Genomic DNA, 15,527 nt, shown 5'->3' with positions numbered 1-15,527 from the left:
AGAGGCAGGAGGGTGCGATGGAACCGATCCGCGTGTGTTCACGCTGCGTCATGGATATCACCGATCCGGAGATCGTCTTCGACGAACGAGGGATCTGCAACCACTGTCGAGCCTACGATGCCAACGCCGCCCGCTTCGCCTTCTCGCCGGAGGAACGACAGCAGCGGTTCGACGCCCTCGTCGCCCGGATGCGCCAGGAAGGGAAGGGCAAGGACTACGACTGCGTCATCGGCCTGAGCGGCGGCGTGGACAGTTCCTACGTGGCCCATCTGCTGGTGCGTCACGGGGTGCGTCCCCTGGCGGTTCATCTGGACAACGGGTGGAATTCGGAGCTGGCAGTGAAGAACATCGAGAACCTGGTGACGAAACTGGGAATCGATCTGATCACCCACGTGGTGGACTGGGAGGAGTTCCGGGACCTTCAACTGGCCTTCCTGAGGGCCTCCACCCCCGATTCGGAGATTCCCTCGGACCATGCCATCGTAGCCCTGCTGTGCCGCACCGCGGTGAAGCACCGGATCCGATTCATGGTGACGGGGCGGAACTACCAGACCGAATCCCACCTTCCGAGGCGCTGGTCCTCGGGACACCTGGACTGGAAGTACATTCGGGAGCTGAATCGACGTTTCGGCGGACGTCCCCTGAGGACCTTTCCCCACGTCTCCGTGTTGCAGCTGAGTCTTTGGCTTGCCACGGGACGCCTGGAGTGGGTGGACCTGCTCAATCTGGTGGACTACGACAAGGAGCGGGCGATCCGGGAGATGGAAGAGACCCTGGGATGGAAGTACTACGGAGGAAAGCACTACGAATCCATCTACACCCGCTTCTACCAGGGGTACATCCTTCCCCGGAAGTTCGGTTTCGACAAGCGAAAGACCCATCTCTCCTCCTTGATCTGTTCCGGGAAAATGAGCCGGGAAGAGGCGCTGGAAGAACTCAAGAAGCCCCCCTACCCGGAGGAGCTGCAGCGGGAAGATCGGGAGTACGCCACCAAGAAGTTCGGGCTGACGGAGCAGAAGTTCGAAGGGATCCTGCGGAATCCTCCGAAGGACTACCGGGACTATCCCCATTTCGACCTGCTGGAGCAGGGGTGGTACCGCTGGGGTCGGACCCTATACCGCAGGCTGCGCTCCGATCGCTGAGGCATAGGCACGCAGGACCGCTTCGGCGCTTCGGCGGGCGGAGAACTGTTCCCGGTACTGCTCCCGGGCCCTTTGCCCCAGGGCCTGGAGCAGGGGGCGATTCTGGGCGGCCCGGAGGATCGCCTCCGCCAGGGCCTGCGGGTCCCGTTCCGGTACCACCAGGGCGTTGATCCCGTCCCGGACGATGTCGTCCACCCGGTGGACCAGGGCCACCACGGAGGGGATTCCCAGGGCGCCCGCCTCGAAGACGCTTCGGGGGATGGCGTCGAGACGGCTGGGGAAGGCCAGCAGGTCGACGGTGCGGAGCAGCTCCGGCACGTCCTCCACGAAACCCCGGATGGTCACGTGGGTCAACCGGTTCTTTGCGACGAAGGCTTTCATGCGCCTCTCCGTGTCGGGGGCCAACCCCAAAAGATCGCAGATCCTTCCCCCGGGGCTTCGGTAGAACGACGCGGGCCTTCCGTTGCCTCCGGCGAACAGAAAGGTCACGTCCTTGCGGTCGCGCAGCATTCTGGCCGCCTCCAGCAGTTCCCAGACCCCTTTGAAATCGTGGAAGAGGGAGACGAATCCTACCCGAAGGGCTCCTTCGGGGGAGGGAACGTGTTCGGGGGATGTAGGGATGGGTTCCGTGAAGACCGGGTTGTAGACCACCCGGGCTCGGGGCTGATCCCCCAGGGTGCGCAGGACGCTCTCGTCGATGGCCAGGATGGAATCCGCCTCGCGGCGCATCCGGTCCGTCTGGTAGGTCCAGGCCCACCGGGGGGTCTCGGAGAGGGTGGAGCGGGCGTGGAGCACCGTCCGATAGCCCAGGGAGCGGACCACGCCCAGGGGATGCAGGAGGGTGCTGTCGTTGAGGTGGACCAGATGGGGGCGGAACCGATCCAGGGCCTGCCTCAGGGGAGGTTCGTAGCTTCGGCGCAGATGGAAGAGCATCCGGAGGCTCTGGAGCCCCCTCATGGGCTTGGCCCGGAGGTTGGAGAACTCCGGTAGGCGGGGCAGGGTTTCTGCGGGGATCCCGCTGGCACGGAAGAGGTCCTGCGCCGAGCCCTCGGGGCAGAGCACCAACGGATCCACCGTTCCCGGGAGGAAGGCGGCGATGAGGTTTCGGAGGCTGGTGGAGGACCCTCCCCGGGTGGGGCAGGCGTGCAGGTACAGGACCTTCAGCGGCTTTGCGGGAACGTCGGGTTCCCTTGCGGGGTCGGTCACGAGGAGGCCTTGTCTCCGTAGAGCTTCCGCCCCACGTAGTCCGTGTAGGACTCCAGGATCCGCAGGACCTTGGCGGAGACGTTGGGCATGAGGTAGTCCTCCACGGGGCGGAGGAGGCGTTCCCTCCCCCGGGGCTGACGGGCCAGGATGTCCAGTCCCTCGAAGACCCGGTCCGGGTCGAGGCCCGTCATCATCACCGAGCCTTCTTCCATTCCTTCGGGGCGCTCGTGGGCCTCCCGCAGGTTCAGGGCGGGGAAGTTGAGGAGGGAGGATTCCTCGGTGATGGTGCCGCTGTCCGATAGGGTGGCGGCGGCGTGGAGCTGCAGGTGCACGTAGTCGAAGAACCCCAGGGGTTTCATGGCCTGGACCTTCTCGTGCAGGCTGAGCCCCGCCGCCTCCAGGCGCTTGCGGGTGCGGGGGTGGGCGGAGAAGATGATCCGGCGTCCCGTCTCCGTCGCCAGGCGATTCAGGATCCCCACCAGGCGCCGCAGCTTCTCCGGGGAGTCCACGTTCTCCTCCCGGTGAGCGCTCACCACGTAGTAGTCCCCTTCGGAGAGCCCCAGACGGGAAAGGACGTCGGAGGCGTCGATGCGGGGGCGGTAGTGTTCCAGCACCTCGAACATAGGGGATCCGGTCTTGATGACCCGATCCGGGGCGATGCCTTCCCGGAGGAGGTACTCCCGGGCGATGGCGCTGTAGGGCATGTTGATGTCGCTGGCGTGGTCGATGACCCGGCGGTTCACCTCTTCGGGCACCCGGTCGTCGAAGCAACGGTTCCCCGCCTCCATGTGGAACACCGGGATGTGGCGCCGTTTGGCGGCGAGGCACCCCAGACAGGAGTTGGTGTCCCCCAGGATGAGGAAGGCGTCCGGACGGGTCTCCTCCAGCAGCCGGTCCGTGCGGGCGATGACCTCCCCGATGGTCTCCGCGGCGGTGGGGCGGGCGGCCTCGAGGAACCGGTCGGGTCGGCGGATCTCCATCTCCTGGAAGAAGATCTCGTTCAGCTCGTAGTCGTAGTTTTGGCCGGAGTGGACCAGCAGGTGGTCCGTGTGGGCGTCCAGGGCGGGGATCACCCGGGAGAGCTTGATGATCTCCGGCCGTGTCCCCACCAGGGTGAGCACCTTGAGGGTCATGGCGGTTTCTCCTTTTTCTTGGTTTAGCGCTTCAGGTCGCGATAGAAGTTCTCGTGAACTCCCAGGGCGAGAAGGACGCGGGTTTGCGGGTCCCACAGGTAGGCCAAGAGGTATTCCGTGCCTGCGCAAGAGAACTTGTGGACGAAGATTCCGCGAAGGTCTCCTGCTTTTTCCTTGCCTGCGAGGGGGTTTTCCACGAGGTCCCGGATGGCCTGGTTCACCGCACTCTTCTGATGGGGATGGAGCTTCTTGTAGGCGACCCGGAACTGTCTTTCCTGAACGACCTGAACGGGATTTTCCGGGGCCTTCACGGCACGTCCGCTGAAGAGGTGTCTTCGGGGACAAAGGGTTCCGTTTCCATGCGTTCCCTTGCCACCAGGATCTGCTGGATGAACTCCACCGGCAGGTCCGGGTTGTCCAGGCTTGCCTTGCCGATTCGGGCCCAGTATTCCACCTGTCCCGAGATGGTACGGCATTCCGCCTTGGCTGTTTTCATGGCGGATTCGTAAAAGCTGCGTTCGATGCGGACCGAGGTCCCCCGATGGGGGGGCCTGTCCTGCTTTTTCGCGGGATTTCGAGCTGTCTGCATGGCCCATCCCTCCTGCCTACGATTGTAGCCAGGGAGAGGAGGGGGCGCAAGGATCCCGTGACGAGGCGACCGCTGTCCCCCGGCGGAGGCATGGAGGTTCCCGGGGGCGTCCTCGTAGAAGGGCGTCTTGGCAGGGGAGTTGCGGGAGGGTAGAGTGGAGTCTGTGGGCCGATCCTCGGGAGGAAGAAGCCCCCAAGGGGGGTGCGGTAATGGCGATGATCCGAAACGGAACGACCGAATGACGGGAGGGGCACTGGACGGGGTGGCCTCGGAAGGGGTGATTCGGGGGATCCTGGAGGAAGTCCTGAAAGGGTCTCCGGTTCGGGTGTGGCTGTTCGGCTCCCGGGCCCGGGGAGATGCGCGCCCCCTGTCGGATTGGGACCTTTTTCTGCAGATGCCCGAAGGCGGGGCGGTGCCGCCGGACCTTCTGGCTCGCCTGGCGGAGGCTCTGGAGGCAAGCGTCGTTCCCTGCTTCGTCGATCTGGTGGACGGGGCTCGGGCCTCCGAGGGTTTGCGGGAGAAGGTGCGGAAGGAGGGGCTGCTATGGAGAGATTGGTAGAGCGCCTCGACGATGCGAAAAGATCCCTGGTCACCCTTACGGAGGCGTTGGCGCTGGAAGCTCCGTCCCCTTTGGAGCGGGACGGAGCCATCCAGCGCTTCGAATACACGTTTGAAGCCCTCTGGAAGCTGGGGCAGCGTTACCTGTACGTGGTGGAAGCCCTGCAGGCGAACTCCCCGAACGGGGTCTTCCGAAACCTGGCCCTGGCAGGGTTGCTGAGCCAGGAGGAGACGAGCCTTGCCCTGGCGATGGCCCAGGACCGCAACCTGACGGTCCACACTTATCTGGAACCTCTGGCGGTACGGATCCACGGGAACCTGCCCCTCTACCGGGGGCTGATGGAGGTCCTTTTGGAGAGGATCGAGGCTGCCTTGGCTCGATCCTGAAGGATCCCGTCGGTTCGGGGCGTTACCGCAGCAGCTCTCCCTTCGCGCCGGGTTCCAGGTCCTCCAGGCGCAGGCGGTGCCGGGCCAGGAGGGCGCGCACTCCCTCCAGGTCCAGGAGGTCGTCGGCGGAGCTGTACTCCCGCCCCTCCAGGGGCACGGGGGCGAAGTCCCCCTCTTTGCACCGCTCCAGCAGCTCCGGGAGCATGGGGCGCAGGGCCATCCAGGCGCCTCGTGCGGCGGTGCGGGCCCCTTCCTCCTCGGAGACCAGGGTCTCGTGCATCTTCTCCCCCGGGCGGATGCCGGTGACGCGGATCTCCACGTTCCGCTCTCCCACCAGGGCACGGGCCACGTCGAGGATGCGGGCCCCGGGCACCCGGGGGACGTAGATCTCCCCGGGGCAGGCGCCCCGAAGGGCGGCGAAGATGGTGTCCACCGCCTGGTCCAGGGACATGAGAAAGCGCGTCATGTCCGGGTGGGTCACCGTGACGGGGCCACCGCCCCGGATCTGGTCGTGGAAGAGGGGGATGACGGAGCCCCGGGAGGCCAGCACGTTGCCGTACCGCACCCCCACGAATCGGGTCCGGGGGTTGGTGACGCCGGCGGCGATGAAGATCTTTTCCTGCAGGGCTTTGGTCATGCCCATGACGTTCACGGGCTTGCAGGCCTTGTCGGTGCTCACGGAGAGCACCGTTTCCGGGGGGGCGGCGGCCTCTCCCACAGCCCGAACCAGGTTCAGGGCTCCCAGACAGTTTGTGGCCACCGCCTGGTCGGGGAAGTACTCGCAGGCGGGGACCTGCTTCAGCGCCGCCGCGTTCACCACCACCTCCACGTCCCGCAACGCCGCCACCAGATCCTCGAAGCGTCGCACGTCCCCGATGCGGAACTCCAGGAGGTTCATGAAGTTCCGGTAGATGGTCTCGTCGGTGGCCACGGTGCGGTTCAGGTAGCCCATGCGCATGTCGTGCTGCTTGGCCTCGTCCCGGGAGAAGACGATGAGCTTCGAGGGAAGCCCCACCTCTCCCGCCAGGATGCGCCGCACCAGCACCTTGCCCAGGGAGCCGGTGCCCCCGGTGACCAGAACCCGTTTGTCCTGCAGGATCATCGTCCGTCGCCTCCCAAAGCGTAGATGCCGCATGCCAGGTAGTCCCGATGCAGGGCCTCCACCAGTTCTGGCCAGGTGGGGGGGAAATACCCCGTGGTCTCCCGGAACCGGGTGGAGTCCAGGGATCGGTCGATGACCACCCTGTCGAAGGGTTCGATGGGGGTGGACACGCCGTAGTGGGTCGCCAACAGGCGCAGCAGGTCGTACTTGCTGATGGGATCCACGGAGAGGTGGTAGAGGCCGTTCAGCTCCGGATGGGGCAGGACGTAGTCCGCCACCACCCGGGCCAGCTCCGGGGTGGTGAGACCGGAATAGAGGGCCCGGGTGTAGCCCCGGACGGGGGCCTTCTGGGCCAGGAACCACTCCACCAGGGAGAGGCGCCCCTTCAACTCGTGGCCGATGATGGAGGTCCGGAGGGTGATGCAGTGAGGATAGGTCACCTCCCCCAGGTACTTGGTGCGTCCGTAGAGGTCCTTGGCGTCGGAAGGGTCGTCCTCCCGATAGCCCCCCCGGGTCCCGTCGAAGACGCAGTCCGTGCCGATCTGGATCATCCGGGCCTTGGCGGCCCGACAGATGAGGCTGATACGGTGGGGAAGCTGGGCGTTCACGGTGATGGCCGTGAGGGGGTCCTCCGCCAGGGGAAGCTGCTTGATGAGGCCGATGCAGTTCACCACCACGTCGGGCTGGACGGAGGCCAGGGCGCGGATGACCGTGTCGAAGTCCGCCGCGTCCACATGGGGGCGGATCCGGGTCAGGGCCTCGTCGTCGAACCAGCCCTCCAGGCCGTGGAGGTCCCGGGCGGTGGCGTAGACCTCCAGATGGGGCCGGGAGGAGAGGACCTGGAACATCTTGTGCCCCACCATGCCCGTGCCGCCGAGGATGAGGACCCGAAGCCGGTTCATCGGGCCGCTTCCTCCCGGGCCCAGGCCACGTACTCCTTCAGCCCTTCCCGAAGGTCCACCCGGGGTTCGAAGCCCAGGAGAGTCCGTGCCTGGCGGAGGTCCGCAAGGCTGTGTCTCACGTCTCCGGGGCGCGGCGGGCCCGAGAGGACCTTCGGGGAGAGTCCCGTCTCCCGCAGCAGGTCCACCAGGTCGTTCAGGGTGATGCGGGTGCCGCTGGCGATGTTGAAGGCCCCGCTGACCTCCCGGGAGAGGGCCGCCTTGACGTTGGCCTGCACCACGTCCCGGACGTGCACGAAGTCCCGGGTCTGTTCTCCGTCTCCGAACACGGTGATGGGCTCCCCCCGGAGGATCTGGAAGACGAAGATGGGGATGACGTTGCCGTAGGCGTCGAAGCGCTGCCTCGGGCCGTAGACGTTGAAGTACCGCAGCGCCACCGCCTCCAGGTCGTAGAGCTTGGCGTAGGCCAGGCACAGCTTTTCGGCGCACAGCTTGGTGCAGCCGTAGGGGGAGTCGGGTTCCACCGGGTGGTCCTCGGCGATGGGCAGGGTCTTCAGCTCCCCGAAGATCCCCGCAGAGGAGGAGAACACCACTTTCCGGCATCCCGCCGAGCGGGCCGCCTCCAGAACCTTGAGGGTCCCCAGGACGTTGATGTCCGCGTCCGTCAGGGGGTTGTCGATGGAGCGCTTGTTGCCCACCGAGGCGGCCAGGTGGAACACCGCCTCCTGCCCTCGGGCGGCCTGTGCCAGGAGTGCCTCGTCCCGCACGTCCCCCTCCAGGAAACGGAAACCCTCCCGTCCGCGCAGGTGGGCCAGGTTCTCCCCGTAGCCCGAGGAGAGGTCGTCCAGAACCGTCACCCCGTGACCGTCCGCCAACAGGGCATCCACGAGGTTGGAGCCGATGAAGCCCGCTCCTCCCGTCACCAAACAGTTCATGCTCATGCCTCCTTGTGCATTTCCTCCACCCTCGCGTCCCGGAGGATCTCCTCCAGACGCAGGAGAAGTCGTTCCGGATCGAAATGGACGGAGCAGTAGTCCCGTCCCCGTCTTCCCATGGAGCACCGTTCCTCACCGGAAAGGGAGGCGAGGCGCAGGGCCGCCTCCGCCAGGGCCTTCGGGTCTCCCGAGGGGACCGCGAGGCCGCACCCCGATTCACGGATCACCTGGGCTCCTTCCCCGTCCAGGGCCGCCAGGACCGGGCGTCCGCAGGCCATGTAGGCCTGGAGCTTCGCCGGAAGGGTCACCCCGTAGATGGGGTCCCGCTTGAGGGTCACCAGCAGGGCGTCGGCGCAGGCAAAGAACCGGGGCATCCGCTCCAGGGGATGCCGCCCCAGGAGGTGGACCGTTTTCCCAAGTCGGCGCGCTGCCACCTGCTCCCGGACCCAGTCCTCCATCCGGCCGCTGCCTATGATAACCCAGTGGAGGTCCGTGCGGCTTCGCGTGAGTTCCGCCGCCTCCATGATGGTGGGGAAATCCTGGGAGACCCCGATGTTCCCCCCGAAGAGGAGCACGAACCCCACCGGCAGGAGCCCCCGCTCCGGTGCGTCCGGGGGGACCTCCAGGGGGCGGAAGACCCGCTCGGCGCTCTGGGGGTAGTACTCCACCCGGTCCTGGGGAGCCCCGTGCCTGACCACCGAGGGGACGAAGCCCCGGGAGGTGACCAGGGTCCGGTCGAAGCGTCGGTACAGGAACCGCACCATCCGTTCCACGGGCTTGAGGATCCAGGGGGAGCGGATGTTGCCCGCGGAGGTGAGGCTTTCGGGCCAGAGGTCCTGGACCCAGAACACCAGGGGGATCTTCCGCAGTGCCCGCATGACCACGGCGGGAAAGCCCACGGTGATGGGGGAGGGTTCGTAGACGAAGATCACGTCGAAGGGCCGCCCCCGGAGCAGGAAGGGAGCCAGGAGGCTGCCCAGGAGGGCGAAGGAGACGAAGTTGGCCGCCATGCCCAGAAAGCCCCGGTCTCCCCGGGGGAGGTGGGGGAAGCGGATCACCGGGATGCCCCGGTAGTCCTCCCGGAGGCGCCTGCAGAAGCCGTATCCCGGGAAGATCTTCCCGGAGGGGTAGTTGGGGAGCCCCGTGAACACGGTGATCTCGTGTCCCCGGTCCCGGAGCTGCGTCGCCAGCTCGTTGATGCGGAAGTTCTCCGGCCAGAAGTACTGGGTCACCAGCAGGATGCGCACCCCTACACCCTCCGGGTCCCGTCGGTGGTGGGGGGCAGGCAGCGGGCGAGGACCCAGACCGCCAGGGCGGCGCTCCAGGAGGCCCCCCACAGGGGCATCAGGGCCTGAGGGGCCAGGGCCAGGGCCGCCAGGGCAGCGAGGCCCCAGAGGGCGTTGAAGCTTCCCAGGGCCAGGGAGAGGGTCCGGTGGCTGAGGCCATGCCGGGCCAGGCGCTGGTAGGCGTGTTCCCGGTGGGGCTGGACGGGGGAGTTTCCCGTGCCCACCCGAAGCAGCAAGGTGGCGGTGGCATCCACGAAGAACCCTGTCCCCAGGACCATCCAGAAGGGGATGGGGATGCCCCCCAGTTGCCCCGCCAGGGCGACGGCGGCGAAGAGGAACCCCAGGAAGCCGCTTCCCACGTCCCCCATGAAGATTTGGGCGGGAGGCCAGTTCCAGAGCAGAAATCCCCCCAGGGCCCCCGTCAGGCCCAGGCACAGGAACCCCAGGGGGACGGGGCCCCGCAGGAGGAACGCCGCCCCCCCGAGGAGGAAGACCGAGGCTCCCTCGATCCCCGCGAACCCGTCGATGCCGTCCATGAAATTGAAGAGGTTGGTCCCCCACAACAGGGCCAGGGCGGCGGCCATCGTCCCCCCCAACCCCAGGTTCCACCGGCTCGGTCCCCAGTCCAGCACCGGAACTCCCCCGAGGCACAGGAGGGTCCAGAGGGCGGCGGCGGCCTGGACCGCCAGGCGAAGCCGGGGGGAGAGGGACCTGCGGTCGTCCAGCCACCCTCCCCAGGCCACGGGGAACGCTCCAGCCAGGGCCAGCCAGAGGCGGAAGCCGCCTCGGTCCAGCAGGGCCAGCAGGGCCAGCAGGGCTGTGCAGGTCAGGACGAACCCCAGGCCCCCACCCCGGGGGGTGGGGGTTCGGTGGGAGCTGCGTTCGTTGGGCAGGTCCAGGGCCCCGGCTCGTTTCGCCCGGCGCACCACCCCCCCGGTGAGGAGGGCGGAGAGGGCGAACCCCAGGGCTGCGGCCACCAGGGCGTACAGGAGGGTCAAGACGACAATCCCCCGCAGGCGGAGGCCCGCCACCACGCGGCGGTGTCCGCCAGTCCCTCCCGGAGGGTGCGGGGGGGAGTCCAGCCCAGGACCTCCCGGATCCGGTCCGTGCGGACCACCAGGCTGGAGGTGAGCTTGCGGACCGATTCCCTTCGTCCCGTCAGGATCCCCGCCAGGAGGAGCAGGGCGGGAGGGACGGGCAGAAGCCGGGGGGGGACCCCCAGGGTCTCCGCCAGGGCGCGGACCAGCTCGGGGGTGGAGGGAGCCTCCCGGTCCGCCACGTGGAAGGTCTTTCCCGCCGCGGCGGGGTGCAGGAGGCAGGTCCGCACCGCCTCCGCCAGGTTTTGGGAGGACACCAGGCTTCGGGCGTTGCGGATGCCCCCCAGGGGCAGGGGCGTCCCTCGGGCCACCGTCTCCAGCAGGCGGCGGAAGTTGCCCTTCACCCCCGGGCCGTAGGCCAGGGGGATGCGCAGGACCACCGTCTCCAGGTCTTCGGCGGCGCCCACCGCCTCTTCCGCCTCCCGCTTGCTGATCCCGTAGGCGTCCTCGGGGGCGCAGGGGGAGGATTCGTCGTAAGGGGAGCCCCCCCCTTCCCCCACCGCCTTGATGGAGCTGAGGAAGAGGAACCGCCGGACTCCCGCCCGGACGGCGCAGCGCAGCAGGGCCTCCGTGAGGGCCACGTTGGTCTCTCGGTAGAGGGGCAGGGCCGCCGGGTCCGCCGCGTCCCCCCGGTGGGTCCGGGCCGCCAGGTGCACCACCCCGTCGCATCCCCGAAGGGCCCCCTCCAGGGTACCGGGGGAGGCGGGATCGAAGGGGGCGGGGAGAACCCCCGGAGGAAGCCGGGAGGGGTCGGAGCCGGGGCGCAGGGCGGCCAGGACCTCGTTGCCCCCGCCGATCAGGGTTCGGCAGACCGGGACGCCCAGAAAGCCCGTGCCCCCCGTGACCAGAATGCGCACCGCAACGCCTCCCTTCTTCTCATGGGGTGTGGGAACAACCTCCTGATTCTAGCAGCGACCCGGGAGGGGCGCATCGTCCGTTTGACCGGCGGCGGAGGGATGCCTACCATGGGGGGTTGAGCGGAGGAGGGGGTTCGAGCATGTCCAAGGTCGCACTGATCACAGGCATCACCGGGCAGGACGGGGCCTACCTGGCGGAGTTCCTGTTGGGGAAGGGGTACGAGGTCCACGGCATCAAACGGCGCAGCTCCCTGTTGAACACGGGGCGCATCGACCACCTCTACGAGGACCCCCACGAGGTGGGGGTGCGCATGAGGCTGCACTATGGGGACCTCACCGACGCCACCAACCTGATCCGCATCGTCCAGGAGGTGCGCCCCGACGAGATCTACAACCTGGCGGCCCAGAGCCACGTGCAGGTGAGCTTCGAGACGCCGGAGTACACCGCCAACAGCGACGCCCTGGGCACCCTGCGGCTTCTGGAGGCCCTGCGCATCCTGGGGCTGGAGAAGACCACCCGGTTCTACCAGGCCTCCACCAGCGAGCTCTTCGGCAAGGTGCAGGAGACCCCCCAGCGGGAGACCACCCCCTTCTGCCCCCGGAGCCCCTATGCGGCGGCGAAGCTCTACGCCTACTGGATCACCGTGAACTACCGGGAGGCCTACGGGGTCTTCGCCTCCAACGGCATCCTCTTCAACCACGAGTCCCCCCTGCGGGGGGAGACCTTCGTGACCCGCAAGATCACCCGGGCGGCGGCACGGATCCGCCTGGGGCTCCAGAAGCGGGCGTACCTGGGGAACCTGGACGCGAAGCGGGACTGGGGTCACGCCCGGGACTACGTGGAGGCCATGTGGCTCGTGCTCCAGCACCACCGCCCCGACGACTTCGTCATCGCCACGGGGCGGACCCACACGGTGCGGGAGTTCGCCGACGCGGCCTTCCGGGAGGCGGGGCTGCCCCTGCGCTGGGAGGGGTCGGGGGTGGAGGAGCGGGGGATCGACGGGGCCGGGGAGGTGCGGGTGCTGGTGGACCCGCGCTACTTCCGTCCCACGGAGGTGGACCTGCTCCTGGGGGACCCGACCAAGGCCCGGGAGGAGCTGGGCTGGACCCCCAGGGTGGAGTTCGAGGAACTGGTGCGCACCATGGTGGAGGAGGACCTGAACCTCTTCCGGCGGGAGCTTCTCTGCCGGGACGCGGGGTACTCCGTGTGCCCGTCCCTGGAGGAGCGGGGCCCCCGCGCCCCGAGGCGGGGCTGATGGAGCGGGACGCCAAGGTCTACGTGGCGGGGCACCGGGGGCTGGTGGGTTCCGCCCTGGTGCGGGCCCTCCGGGGGGAGGGCTTCTCGAACCTGCTGCTGCGGACCCGACAGGAGCTGGACCTGTGCCGCCAGGAGGCGGTGGAGCGGTTCTTTCGGGAGGAGCGGCCGGACTACGTGTTCCTGGCGGCGGCCAAGGTGGGAGGCATCGGGGCCAACAGCGCCTGTGGGGGGGACTTCATCCTCCAGAACCTGCTGATCCAGACCCACGTGCTGGACTGCGCCCGGAGCTTCGGGACGCGCAAGCTCCTCTTCCTGGGCAGTTCCTGCATCTACCCCAAGTTCGCCCCCCAGCCCATCCGGGAGGAGTCCTTCCTGGACGGGAAGCTGGAGCCCACCAACGAGCCCTACGCGGTGGCCAAGATCGCGGGGGTCGTGGCGGCCCGGGCCCTGGCCCGGCAGTACGGGTGCCCCATGGTGAGCGTCATGCCCACGAACCTCTACGGTCCCGGGGACAACTTCGACCTGGAGACCTCCCACGTGCTCCCCGCCCTGATCCGGCGGTTCCACGAGGCGGCGGAGGTGCAGGCCCCGTCGGTGACCCTCTGGGGCACCGGGACCCCCCGGAGGGAGTTCCTCCACGTGGACGACCTCGCCCGGGCCTGCCTTCTGGTGATGGAGCGCTACGAGGGAGAGGGGATCCTCAACGTGGGCACGGGGGAGGACCTGCCCATCCGGGACCTGGCGGAGCTGGTGGCCCGGGAGACGGGCTACGGGGGGCGCATCCTCTGGGACCCCTACCGGCCCGACGGGACCCCCCGAAAGGTGCTGGACGTGGAGCGGATGAAGGCCCTGGGCTGGGAACCCCGGATCGGCCTGGAGGAGGGGGTTCGGGAAACGGTGCGGTGGTACCGGGAGAGCCTGCGGGGGTGAAGCGAACCGCGGGGAGGAGAGGAAACGCCCTCCCCGCGACGTTGGTCATAGGGGACTACAGGACCTCGAAGCCCGGGCGGTAGATGAGCACCGAGCAGGGGGCGTAGCGGGCGATTTTGGAGGCGGTGCTGCCCACGATGAGCTGCTCCAGGGTGCTCTGTCCCTTGTAGCCCACCACGATGAGGTCCATGTGGTGCTGCTTGGCGTACTCGATGACCTGTTCCCCCGGGTCCCCGGAGGCGTAGACGATGGAGTGGCTCTTGTGTTCCGGGTACGGGGCGTCTTCCTCCGCCTTGCGGACGAAGTAGGCGATCTTCTTCTCCGCGATCTCCCGGATCTCCGTGTCGAAGTTGGGGGGGAACCAGGGTTCGTAGCCCTTCCAGAGCTGGTGCGCGGGCATCACGTGGATGAAGGTGGTCTCCACGTTCAGCCGGTGCGCCAGTGAATGGCCGTAGGTCACCACCGCCTGTCCCAGCTTGCTCAGATCCACCGCCACGAGCATCTTCTTCGGCATGAGGTCCACTCCTTTCGAGGTTAGCGAGATTCTGCCAATAGTTTATCACGGGAAACGGATGGAGAAGAAGGGGTGTGAAACCATGGATATCCGCGTGGTCCTGACGCCGGGGGATCCCCTCCCGGGGGACCGGGACGGTTGGCTGGTGGTGGACCTGCTTCGTGCCACGTCGCAGATCGCCACGTTCTTCGACGGAGGGGGCCAGGTGCTCCTGCCCGTGGAGACTCTGGAGGAGGCCCGTTCCCTGAAGGAACGGCTGGGGGCGGGGTGGCTGCTCATGGGGGAGCGGGAGTCCCTGCCCCCGGAGGGGTTCGACGCGGGCAATTCCCCCCTGGAGCTGCTTCGCCTTCCCCAGAAGGCGCGTCTTCGGGGGGTGCTCACCACCACCAACGGGACCCGGGCCCTGCTGACCGCTCTGGCCTCGGGGGGACGGGTCTTCGCCTCCTGCGCCCGCAACGCCCGAGCGGCGGCCCGGGCGGTCCGGGAGACGGGGGACAGGCTGGGGATCCTCTGCGCGGGGCTCAAGGGGGGGCTCTCCTGGGAGGACGGCCTCTGCGCGGGGCTTCTGGTGGAGCGGCTTCTGGAGGAGGAGCCCCGAGGGGCCACCCTGGACGAGGGGGCGGAACTGGTCCGCCGGGCCTATCGAGCCGGGGCGGGGGATTTCGCCTCCGGGGTTCTGGCCTCGGAGCACGCCCGCCGGCTGCTGGACCTGGGGTTGGGGGGGGACGTGGCCTTCTGCTGCGAGGTGGACGCCGGTGTTTCCGTGCCGGAACTGACGCGCTGGGAGGGGCTGCCCGCCTTCACGGGGTGAAGACATCGCGTAAGTCATCTGTTCTGCAAAACAGGGGCGCCCCTGGTAGGGAGCGCCCCCGCTGTTTTTTCGTGAAAGAAACGGATCGGCCTTACTGCCTGCTTCGCTTGATCTGCCGGTTCAGCTCCTGGATCAGGGGCTGGATCGCGTCCTTGGTGGCCCGGGTGTTCAGCACCCTGCGGCTGTCCAGGTCCTTCTTCCAGTAGCTGCGGTTGGTGTCGTATTCCGTGCTCACCACCGCCCCCTCCAGGGAGAGCCCCGCGAAGAGGCCCTTGGACATGGAGTAACTGTAGATGGAGGCCGTGAGGCTGGAGTCCGTCCCCGCCTCGGCGTTTCGCCCCACCGGGCCCGCCGCTACGGAGAGGTCGCCTCCCAGGGTGACCTTGTCCCCCACGAAGCCCTCCATGCCCCGGTCGTTGGTGATCACCAGCACCAGGGCGGTGGACTGCACGCCAATCTGGAGGCCCCAGGAGGCCCCCGCCACGTTGAGAAAGCTGGGGCCGAACCAGCGTCCCGTCCCGGGGTCCCGGCGGAGGATCAGCCCTTCCCCGTATTTGCCTCCGAAAACCAGCCCCGCCTTCACCACCGAGGGGAAGATGGCCACCCCCTTGGCGGAGCGGATCAGGTCCGCCATGGCTCCGGAGTCGTTCTCCTTGGCCATCTCCCGGAGCACCTTGGTGCAGTCCCGGATGCGTTCCTGGGGGGAGGAGGCCAGTGCGGCGGCGGCTCCCAGAGCCAGGAGGCACAGGGCCAGGGCCAGGGAAAGGAAAGGGCGGGTCGTGCGGCAAAGACGAGTCGCGTTCATGAAAGACCTCCGTTCGGT

General features: G+C 67.9%; 18 protein-coding genes. 6 read left to right on the top strand and 12 right to left on the bottom strand.

From position 1 onward, the window contains the following. Window positions 1-17: 17 nt before the first annotated feature. On the top strand, window positions 18-1,142 hold the full coding sequence (locus tag APAU_RS09120) for an N-acetyl sugar amidotransferase (RefSeq protein WP_006301449.1): 1,125 nt from the start codon (window positions 18-20) through the stop codon (window positions 1,140-1,142). Here APAU_RS09120 and APAU_RS12650 read toward each other — a convergent pair. Genes APAU_RS12650 through APAU_RS09095 form a run of 4 tightly spaced genes read right to left on the bottom strand, consistent with a single transcriptional unit; the run spans window position 1,113 to window position 4,070 of the window. Further along, window positions 1,113-2,348 carry a glycosyltransferase family 4 protein gene (locus tag APAU_RS12650; protein ID WP_006301448.1) on the bottom strand — a complete coding sequence of 412 codons (1,236 nt, stop codon included), beginning with the start codon at window positions 2,346-2,348 and terminating at the stop codon, window positions 1,113-1,115. The genes APAU_RS09120 and APAU_RS12650 overlap by 30 nt on opposite strands. Next, window positions 2,345-3,481: a non-hydrolyzing UDP-N-acetylglucosamine 2-epimerase gene (wecB, locus tag APAU_RS09105; protein WP_006301447.1), complete on the bottom strand. Its 1,137-nt coding sequence runs from the start codon at window positions 3,479-3,481 to the stop codon at window positions 2,345-2,347. Before wecB ends, APAU_RS12650 begins: the two co-directional genes overlap by 4 nt. A 23-nt stretch (window positions 3,482-3,504) precedes the next feature. Continuing rightward, window positions 3,505-3,792, bottom strand: a complete 288-nt coding sequence (locus APAU_RS09100; protein WP_006301446.1) for a type II toxin-antitoxin system RelE/ParE family toxin — start codon at window positions 3,790-3,792, stop codon at window positions 3,505-3,507. Beyond that, entirely contained in the window at window positions 3,789-4,070 is a 282-nt protein-coding gene (locus tag APAU_RS09095; protein ID WP_006301445.1) for a TA system antitoxin ParD family protein, read from the bottom strand. The genes APAU_RS09100 and APAU_RS09095 overlap by 4 nt, the downstream gene beginning before the upstream one ends. A gap of 238 nt (window positions 4,071-4,308) precedes the next feature. Between APAU_RS09095 and APAU_RS09090 the strand changes: the two genes are divergently transcribed. Both APAU_RS09090 and APAU_RS09085 read left to right on the top strand, forming a co-directional pair. Beyond that, window positions 4,309-4,629 carry a nucleotidyltransferase family protein gene (locus tag APAU_RS09090; RefSeq protein ID WP_006301444.1) on the top strand — a complete coding sequence of 107 codons (321 nt, stop codon included), beginning with the start codon at window positions 4,309-4,311 and terminating at the stop codon, window positions 4,627-4,629. After that, on the top strand, window positions 4,614-5,015 hold the full coding sequence (locus tag APAU_RS09085; protein ID WP_006301443.1) for a nucleotidyltransferase substrate binding protein: 402 nt from the start codon (window positions 4,614-4,616) through the stop codon (window positions 5,013-5,015). Before APAU_RS09090 ends, APAU_RS09085 begins: the two co-directional genes overlap by 16 nt. Before the next feature lie 22 nt (window positions 5,016-5,037). On the opposite strand, the gene APAU_RS09080 is transcribed toward APAU_RS09085, so the two are convergent. From APAU_RS09080 to APAU_RS09055, 6 genes are read right to left on the bottom strand one after another with little or no spacing between them, the layout of a single operon-like run. After that, complete coding sequence (locus APAU_RS09080) at window positions 5,038-6,117, bottom strand: polysaccharide biosynthesis protein (protein WP_006301442.1); 1,080 nt, start codon at window positions 6,115-6,117, stop codon at window positions 5,038-5,040. Next, window positions 6,114-7,019, bottom strand: a complete 906-nt coding sequence (locus APAU_RS09075) for a dTDP-4-dehydrorhamnose reductase family protein (RefSeq protein WP_006301441.1) — start codon at window positions 7,017-7,019, stop codon at window positions 6,114-6,116. The genes APAU_RS09080 and APAU_RS09075 overlap by 4 nt, the downstream gene beginning before the upstream one ends. Further along, window positions 7,016-7,951, bottom strand: coding sequence for an SDR family oxidoreductase (locus APAU_RS09070; RefSeq protein ID WP_006301440.1), 936 nt, complete (start codon window positions 7,949-7,951; stop codon window positions 7,016-7,018). The genes APAU_RS09075 and APAU_RS09070 overlap by 4 nt, the downstream gene beginning before the upstream one ends. A 2-nt stretch (window positions 7,952-7,953) precedes the next feature. Further along, the gene (locus tag APAU_RS09065) at window positions 7,954-9,198 is read right to left on the bottom strand and encodes a glycosyltransferase family 4 protein (protein WP_006301439.1); all 1,245 of its coding nucleotides are present in this window, start codon (window positions 9,196-9,198) and stop codon (window positions 7,954-7,956) included. Between the two features lie 2 nt (window positions 9,199-9,200). After that, window positions 9,201-10,235 carry an MraY family glycosyltransferase gene (locus APAU_RS09060; protein WP_198004004.1) on the bottom strand — a complete coding sequence of 345 codons (1,035 nt, stop codon included), beginning with the start codon at window positions 10,233-10,235 and terminating at the stop codon, window positions 9,201-9,203. Next, window positions 10,232-11,191: an NAD-dependent epimerase/dehydratase family protein gene (locus tag APAU_RS09055; RefSeq protein ID WP_006301437.1), complete on the bottom strand. Its 960-nt coding sequence runs from the start codon at window positions 11,189-11,191 to the stop codon at window positions 10,232-10,234. Before APAU_RS09055 ends, APAU_RS09060 begins: the two co-directional genes overlap by 4 nt. Before the next feature lie 140 nt (window positions 11,192-11,331). Between APAU_RS09055 and gmd the strand changes: the two genes are divergently transcribed. Then, entirely contained in the window at window positions 11,332-12,447 is a 1,116-nt protein-coding gene (gmd, locus tag APAU_RS09050) for a GDP-mannose 4,6-dehydratase (RefSeq protein WP_006301436.1), read from the top strand. After that, entirely contained in the window at window positions 12,447-13,379 is a 933-nt protein-coding gene (locus APAU_RS09045) for a GDP-L-fucose synthase family protein (protein WP_006301435.1), read from the top strand. Before gmd ends, APAU_RS09045 begins: the two co-directional genes overlap by 1 nt. Window positions 13,380-13,434: 55 nt before the next feature. Here APAU_RS09045 and APAU_RS09040 read toward each other — a convergent pair whose 3' ends face one another. Then, entirely contained in the window at window positions 13,435-13,893 is a 459-nt protein-coding gene (locus APAU_RS09040; protein WP_006301434.1) for a universal stress protein, read from the bottom strand. Window positions 13,894-13,975: 82 nt separating this feature from the next. Here APAU_RS09040 and APAU_RS09035 point away from each other — a divergent pair, with 82 nt between their 5' ends. Continuing rightward, window positions 13,976-14,704 carry a 2-phosphosulfolactate phosphatase gene (locus APAU_RS09035; RefSeq protein ID WP_006301433.1) on the top strand — a complete coding sequence of 243 codons (729 nt, stop codon included), beginning with the start codon at window positions 13,976-13,978 and terminating at the stop codon, window positions 14,702-14,704. Between the two features lie 91 nt (window positions 14,705-14,795). On the opposite strand, the gene APAU_RS09030 is transcribed toward APAU_RS09035, so the two are convergent. Beyond that, window positions 14,796-15,509 carry a lipid-binding SYLF domain-containing protein gene (locus APAU_RS09030; protein WP_006301432.1) on the bottom strand — a complete coding sequence of 238 codons (714 nt, stop codon included), beginning with the start codon at window positions 15,507-15,509 and terminating at the stop codon, window positions 14,796-14,798. Window positions 15,510-15,527 lie beyond the last annotated feature (18 nt).

Source organism: Aminomonas paucivorans DSM 12260, assembly GCF_000165795.1.
Taxonomy (GTDB): Bacteria; Synergistota; Synergistia; order Synergistales; family Synergistaceae; genus Aminomonas; species Aminomonas paucivorans.
This window is presented reverse-complemented; position numbering and strand designations above follow the sequence as displayed.